At 72.5% G+C, this 7,246-nt stretch carries 4 protein-coding genes; all 4 read right to left on the bottom strand.

The annotated features are described in order from the left end of the window. Window positions 1–317 precede the first annotated feature (317 nt). The 4 genes from tyrS to J1M38_RS04425 all read right to left on the bottom strand — a co-directional run bounded on the left by tyrS (window position 318) and on the right by J1M38_RS04425 (window position 6,974). Window positions 318–1,661, bottom strand: a complete 1,344-nt coding sequence (gene tyrS, locus J1M38_RS04440) for a tyrosine--tRNA ligase (RefSeq protein WP_044659916.1) — start codon at window positions 1,659–1,661, stop codon at window positions 318–320. A gap of 69 nt (window positions 1,662–1,730) precedes the next feature. After that, complete coding sequence (locus J1M38_RS04435; protein ID WP_044659915.1) at window positions 1,731–4,019, bottom strand: UvrD-helicase domain-containing protein; 2,289 nt, start codon at window positions 4,017–4,019, stop codon at window positions 1,731–1,733. Window positions 4,020–4,186: 167 nt separating this feature from the next. Continuing rightward, the gene (gene argH / locus J1M38_RS04430; protein ID WP_044659914.1) at window positions 4,187–5,647 is read right to left on the bottom strand and encodes an argininosuccinate lyase; all 1,461 of its coding nucleotides are present in this window, start codon (window positions 5,645–5,647) and stop codon (window positions 4,187–4,189) included. An 85-nt stretch (window positions 5,648–5,732) separates the two neighbouring features. Further along, window positions 5,733–6,974 carry an argininosuccinate synthase gene (locus J1M38_RS04425; protein WP_206481824.1) on the bottom strand — a complete coding sequence of 414 codons (1,242 nt, stop codon included), beginning with the start codon at window positions 6,972–6,974 and terminating at the stop codon, window positions 5,733–5,735. Between the last annotated feature and the right edge of the window lie 272 nt (window positions 6,975–7,246).

The following is a 7,246-nucleotide window of genomic DNA, read 5'->3' as shown; positions in this document are numbered from 1 at the left end:
ACCCGGTGAGCACCACCCGCCCTGGACCTGCCATTCTCGGCATGAATCCGCGGATTCTGTGTTCTTCACCCCGCCTCCCGGTCACCCGGTCGGCGTCTTGAGCACGAGATGGAACTCTACACACGAATCCCACCGAACACAAAATCAGGGGTGACACCCGGCGTCCGGGCACGAAGGAGGGCCCCGTTCTCCGCAGAATCCTGCGGGAAACGGGGCCCTGTGCTCCTCCCGTGGGCGGTTGCTTCGCCGTCGCCGCCCGTCGTGTCCTCGGTCACTTTTCGCGACTCACGGTGGACACCGGTGGTCTGCAGCCGCGGTCAGCCCTCCCCCAGGTCCGCACCCGCCATGCTCTTCTTGCCCCGGCGCACCAGCAGGTGTCGGCCGGCGAGGGCGTCGTCTCGGGTGAACACCTGGTCGGCATCCGTCACCCGCACGTTGTTCACCGAGGCGCCGCCGTCGCGCACCGTCCGACGCGCCTCGGAGCGCGAGGCGACCAGCCCGGTGGAGACCAGCAGCTCGACCGCGGTCACGGTGCCCGGCTCCCCCTCCCACTGGGTCCGGTCGGCCTGCGGCAGCTCGGCCAGCACGGCGGTCAGCGTGTCCGGATCCACGGTGGTGAGGTCGCCGCCTCCGAACACGGCATGGGAGGCCTCGATGACCTTCGTCGTCGTCTCCTCTCCATGGGCCAGCGCCGTGACCTCCCACGCCAGGCGCTTCTGGGCCTCCCGGCGGAACGGCTCGTCGGCCACCTTCTGCGCGTACTCCTCGATCTCCGCGCGGGTCAGGAACGTGAAGACCTTGAGCCGGTCGACGACGTCCGCGTCCGCCGTGTTGAGCCAGAACTGGTAGAAGGCGTACGGGGAGCACATCTCCGCGTCGAGCCAGACGGCGTTGCCCTCGGACTTGCCGAACTTGGTGCCGTCCGCGTTCGTGATCAGCGGCGTGCCCAGCGCATGGGCGTGGGTCCCCTCCACCTTGCGGATCAGCTCGGTGCCGGCGGTGAGGTTGCCCCACTGGTCGGAGCCGCCGGTCTGGAGGGTCACGCCGTGCCGGCGGTGCAGCTCGAGGAAGTCGTTGCCCTGCAGCACCTGGTAGGAGAACTCCGTGTAGGAGATGCCCTCATCAGAGTTCAGGCGCTTGGCCACGATCTCCTTCTTCACCATCGTGCCGACGCGGAAGTTCTTGCCGACGTCCCGCAGGAAGTCCAGCGCGCTCATGCCCGCGGTCCAGTCCAGGTTGTTGACCATGGTCGCCGCGTTCTCCCCCTCGAAGGAGAGGTACGGCTCGATCTGCGCGCGCAGCGACTCCACCCACGCCGCCACGGTCTCCTGCGAGTTCAGAACGCGCTCCGAGGTCTGCCGCGGGTCGCCGATGAGGCCGGTGGCGCCGCCCACGAGGGCATACGGGCGGTGGCCGGCGAGCTGCAGGCGGCGCAGTGTGAGCAGCTGGACCAGGTGTCCCAGGTGGAGAGACGGAGCGGTCGGGTCGAAGCCGCAGTAATACGAGACGGGCTCCCCGGCCAGCGCCTGTTCCAGCGCGGCCTCGTCCGTCGAGACGTGCACGAGCCCGCGCCAGCGCAGCTCCTGCCAGACGTTCTCGAAGCTCGGGTCGTTCGCCTGTGCGCGCAGTCGGGCCGCGCGCTCCTCGTTCTGGGGTGCCATAGCCCCCAGCCTAGCGACGCGCCCGCGCGCCTCCGCGACGCCGCGCACGTGCGACGTCGCCCGCGGGGCTCACTCCGGGACGTCCGCCAGCCCGGCCGGCAGCGCGGCCGCGTCCGTCCCGGCGACGACGGACAGCGACTGGGTGGCGCGGGTCATCGCCACGTACAGATCGCCCACCACGCCGCGCGCGTCGGCCACGATCCGCTCGGGCGAGACGAGCACGACGGTGTCGAACTCCAGCCCCTTGGTCTCCCACGGGGTGGCGACGACGATCTCGACGCCGGGCAGCGGCGCGGTGTCCACGGCCGCCTCCCCCCACCGCTCCCGGAGGGCCGTGAGCAGCTCCCCCGTCCGCTCGGCGGGGGCGATCACGGCGGTCAGGGCCTCGGGCACGCGGTCCCGCTCGGCCTCGACCGCGTCGAGGGCCAGGGCCGCGACGTCACCGCCCGGCTCCGTCACCAGGCGCGGGCGGTGGTCGCCCTCGCGCACGGCGCGCGGATGGGAGACCTCGAGCCCGGCCGCCCGTGCGACCTGCGCGGCCCAGCGCATCACGCGCGCCGGCGAGCGGTAGTTCACGGTCAGCTCTTCCAGGCGCCAGCGGTCCCCGAACTCCGGGGCGAGGACGGACGCCCACGAGCCGGCCGCGTCGCGACGGGAGGACTGCGCGATGTCGCCCACGATGGTGAACGACTTCATCGGGCAGCGGCGCGCCAGCAGGCGCCACTGCATCGGAGAGAGCTCCTGGGCCTCGTCCACCACCACGTGCCCGTACGTCCAGGTGCGGTCGCGGGCCGCGGTCTCGGCGGTGGTCCGTCGCACGCCGCGCGCCTCATTGGCCGCGGCCAGCTGCTCGGCGTCCACGACGCCGTCGACGCCCAGGTCCGCGAGCGTCTGGTGCATGTTCTCCAGGGACGCCCGGGCGTTCTCGAGGTTGCGCTCGTGCTGGGCCGCGGACTCGCCGCCCCGGCCCGGGGTGTCGAGGCGTCCGAGCAGCTCGGCCGCCTCGTCCAGCAGGGGCACGTCGGCCTCGGTCCAGGGGGCGTCGGCCGGGCGCAGGAGCGCGCCGACCTCGGCGTCGGACAGCCACGGGGCGGCCGCCCGGAGCAGGTCCTCCCGGGTGAGGAGGTCGCCGATGAGCTTCTCCGGCGTCAGCGGCATCCAGCAGAGGTTGAGCGCGATGCGCACGTCGCGCGAGGTGCGCACGTCCTCGAGCAGGAGGTCACGCTGCACCGGGGTGCCCGAGGACTTCTCCAGCTTCTTGCGCAGCTTCTCCGCGAGCTCGCGGACGAGGATCTTCACGAACGTCACCCGGGCCTCGTTGTGGGGCTTGCGGGTGGCCCGTGCCTTGTCCCGGGCGCGCCGGACCATGGCCGGCTTGAGCTTGACGGCCGTGCCGTCGATCATCAGGCGACGCGGCTCGACGAGCAGGCGCTGGCGCTGCGCGACCGCGTGGGCGACGGCGTCCACCATGTCCAGCCGGCCCTTCACCGCCGCCGCGTCGAGGTCCCGCTCCGGGACGGCCCGCACGCCCGGCATCAGCGTCCCCAGCGAGGACATCACGACACCGGTCTCACCCAGCGAGGGCAGCACCCGCTCGATGTACCGCATGAACGCGGTCGACGGACCGACGATCAGCACGCCCGAGCGCGCGAGGCGCTCCCGGTGGGTGTACAGCAGGTAGGCGGCGCGGTGCAGGGCGACGGCGGTCTTCCCCGTGCCGGGCCCGCCCTGGACCACGACCGCCCCGGGCAGGGGCGCGCGGATCACCTCGTCCTGCTCCGACTGGATCGTGGCGACGATGTCCCCCATCCGTCCCGTGCGTCGGGCGGTGACGGCGGCCAGCAGCGCACCCTGGGCATCGGCGCGCACGCCGTCCTCGCCCAGCAGCGTCGGGTCCAGGATGTCGTCCTCGAGGTCGCGCACCTCGCGCCCCCGCAGCATCAGGTGACGACGACGGCGCACGCGGCCCCGGTGGGCCGCCGTCGCCTGGTAGAAGGCGCCGGCCTCGGCCGCGCGCCAGTCGACGAGGAGGCGCTCGTGGTCCTCGGTGGTGAGGCCGATGCGCCCGATGTACCGCTGCTCGTCGGCCCCACCCTCCCGCTCGGCGTCGAGGTCGAGCCGGCCGAAGACGAGGCGGTCGTCCACGGCGTAGAGCTGGGCGAGTCGGTCCTCGTAGAGGCTGGCGAAGGCGTCGCGCTCGGAGTGGTTCTGCAGCGACCCCTGCGGGCCGGTCCGGCGCACGGCCGCGAGCTGGCGCTCCTTCTCCTCACGCAGGGCGTCGAGGCGGGCGTACCGCTCGGCGACCCGACCCCGCTCGAGGTCGAGCTCGGACTGGCGGACGGACACGGTATCGGTCATCGGGGGCCCTCGCGGTGCGGTGAGGGGCGGACCATGCTGCGGCCCGCCCGGCGGAAAAGTGACCACCCATGCTACGCCGACCGCGGTGAACGGCGGGTGACGCGGCGGTGCCCTGGGGGCGCCGCCGCGTCCGGCCCGGTCGGCGCCGACTCGGCCGGGCGACCGCGTCAGCGGGCGTCGACGACGGAGCCCGGCGTGTCGGCCCAGCGGCGCAGCGGCGCCAGGGCGTCCTCGAGCGCCCCGATCTGCGCCGCGACGGCCGTCGGCGCGGTCCCGCCCTGGGCGTCGCGAGAGGCGAGCGAGCCCTCCGTGCTGAGCACCTCGCGGACCTGCGGGGTCAGCGCCGGCGAGATGGCGGCGTACTCGTCGTCCGTGAGGTCCCACAGCTCCACGCCCCGGGCCTCGGCCGCCTTCACGGCCTCGCCCGACAGCTCGTGGGCCTCGCGGAACGGGACCCCCTGGCGGACGAGCCACTCGGCGACGTCGGTGGCCAGCGCGAAGCCCTGCGGGGCCAGCTCCGCCATGCGCTCCGTCTGGAACTCGAGGGTGGCGATCATCCCGGAGACGGCGGGCAGCAGCAGCTCGAGGGTGTCCGCGGCGTCGAAGACGGGCTCCTTGTCCTCCTGCAGGTCGCGGTTGTAGGCCAGCGGCATGCCCTTGAGCGTGGCCAGCAGCCCCGTGAGGTCGCCGATGAGGCGGCCGGACTTGCCGCGGGCCAGCTCGGCGACGTCCGGGTTCTTCTTCTGCGGCATGATCGAGGACCCCGTGGAGTACGCGTCGTGCAGCGTCACGAAGCCCGCCTCCTTGGTGGCCCAGAAGATGACCTCCTCCGAGATGCGGGACAGGTCGACGCCGACCATCGCGGCGACCCACGCGAACTCCGCGTACACGTCGCGGGCGGCGGTGCCGTCGATCGAGTTCCACACGGCCGACTCGAAGCCGAGCTCGGTGGCCACGGCGTTCGGGTCCAGACCCAGGGAGGAGCCGGCCAGGGCCCCGGAGCCGTACGGCGAGACGGCCGCGCGCGCGTCCCAGTCCACGAGCCGCTGCAGGTCCCGCGCGAACGCCCAGGCGTGCGCGAGCAGGTGGTGCGAGAGCAGGACGGGCTGCGCGTGCTGCAGGTGGGTGCGGCCCGGCATCGGCGCGTACGGGTGCGCCCGCGCCTGATCGAGCAGCGCGTCCACCGTGGCGATCACGCCCCGCGCGATGATGCGGGCGTGGTCGCGCAGGAACATCCGGCCGAGGGTGGCGACCTGGTCGTTGCGGGATCGGCCGGCCCGCAGGCGGCCGCCGAGCTCGGGACCGGCCCGCTCGATGAGGCCGCGCTCGAGCGAGCCGTGCACGTCCTCATCGGACGCTGCCGGGGTGTAGGCACCGGAACGCACGTCCGCCTCGAGCCGGTCGAGGGCCGCGATCATCCCGTCCAGGTCGTCCGCACTGAGCAGACCGGCGGTGTGCAGCACCCGGGCGTGGGCACGGGAGCCGGCGATGTCATAGGGCGCCAGGCGCCAGTCGAAGTGCGTGGACTTGCTGAGCGCGGCGAGCGCCTCGGAAGGGCCGCCGGCGAAGCGGCCGCCCCACAGGGCGCCCTCGTTGGTCCCGTGGCGGGCGTCGGTGTTCTCGGTCATCGAAGGTCTCCTCGAGGTCGGTGACAGGCCGACGGCGGCCGGCCCGGGCGCGGGCGGGCCGCCGTCGTGCGCGGGGCGTGCGGGGTCAGTCGTTGGACAGGCGGGCGACGTCCTGGAGGTCGGCGCCGCCGCGCAGGCGCTGCTCGCGCTCGGAGGCCGTCTTCGCGGACAGGCCGAAGATGTCGATGAATCCACGGGCCGAGGACTGGTCGAACGAGTCGCCCTCGTCGTACGTGGCGAGGTTGAAGTCGTACAGGCCGGTCTCGGACCGGCGACCCTGCACCGTGGCGCGGCCGCCGTGGAGCTCCAGGCGGATCTCACCGTTGACGTGCTCCTGGGTCGCGTCGATGAACGTGTCCAGGTTCCGCTTCAGCGGGGAGTACCACTGGCCGTCGTAGACCAGCTCGGTCCACCGCTGGTCCACATGCTTCTTGAAGCGCGCCTGTTCACGCTCCAGGGTGACGTTCTCGAGTTCACGGTGGGCCGCGATCAGCGCCATGGCGCCCGGGGCCTCGTAGATCTCGCGGGACTTGATGCCCACGAGGCGGTCCTCGACGATGTCGATCCGGCCCACGCCCTGGGCGCCGGCCCGGCGGTTGAGCTCCTCGATGATCTCCAGCGGGCTCAGCGCGCGGCCGTCGAGGGCCGTGGGGACGCCGCGCTCGAAGGCGATCGTGACCACGTCCGGCGCCGGCGGGAAGGCGGGGTCGTCCGTGTAGTCGTAGACGTCCTTCGTGGGGCCGTTCCAGATGTCCTCGAGGAAGCCGGTCTCGACGGCGCGGCCCCACACGTTCTGGTCGATCGAGAACGGGTTCTTCTTGGTGGTGACGATCGGCAGGTCGTTGCGCTCGGCGTACTCGATGGCCTTCTCGCGGGTCAGGGCGAGGTCGCGCACCGGGGCGATGCACTTCAGGTCGGGGCCGAGGGTCTGGATGGAGACCTCGAAGCGGACCTGGTCGTTGCCCTTGCCGGTGCAGCCGTGCGCCACCGTCGAGGCGCCGAACTGGCGGGCCGCCGCGACCAGGTGGCGGGAGATGACCGGGCGCGAGATCGCGGAGACCAGCGGGTAGGCGTCCATGTAGAGGGCGTTGGCCTTGAGCGTGGGCATGCAGTACTGCTCGGCGAACTCCTCACGCGCGTCGGCGACGTAGGCCTCGACGGCGCCGCAGTCCAGGGCGCGCTGGCGGATCGTCTCGAGGGACTCGCCCCCCTGGCCCACGTCGACCGCGACGGCGACGACCTCGGCGCCCGTGGCCTCGGCGATCCAGCCGATGGCCACCGAGGTGTCCAGGCCGCCCGAGTAGGCAAGGATGATGCGTTCCTTCACGTTTTCTCCTTTATATAGGGGGGCGTCTCCGAGCGCGGCACGTGGCCGTCGAAGGCGTGCTCGGCGACGATCCTACCCGGGTCTTGAATAAATATGCAACTGACGGAATATCAGCTCCCGATGGATCCTGCGCAGCCCCTCTGCGCCCACCGCGGCGGCCACCCGCAACCATGGCCCCGCGCTCGAAGTTCGGGTCGAACGCGACGCCGGTCACGGCTTCGACCGTCGATCGTGACCTTCGCCCACGCCCCTGTGACGGAGGTTGTCCACAC

The sequence above is a fragment of the Micrococcus sp. KRD070 genome, assembly GCF_017168435.1.
In the GTDB taxonomy this organism is placed as follows: Bacteria; Actinomycetota; Actinomycetes; order Actinomycetales; family Micrococcaceae; genus Micrococcus; species Micrococcus luteus.
This window is presented reverse-complemented; position numbering and strand designations above follow the sequence as displayed.

Bases quoted from the DNA above. Each gene is read 5' to 3' on its own strand.
- tyrS (WP_044659916.1), bottom strand. From the start codon at position 1,661: ATGGCACCCCAGAACGAGGAGCGCGCGGCCCGACTGCGCGCACAGGCG.
- J1M38_RS04435 (WP_044659915.1), bottom strand. From the start codon at position 4,019: ATGACCGATACCGTGTCCGTCCGCCAGTCCGAGCTCGACCTCGAGCGG.
- argH (WP_044659914.1), bottom strand. From the start codon at position 5,647: ATGACCGAGAACACCGACGCCCGCCACGGGACCAACGAGGGCGCCCTG.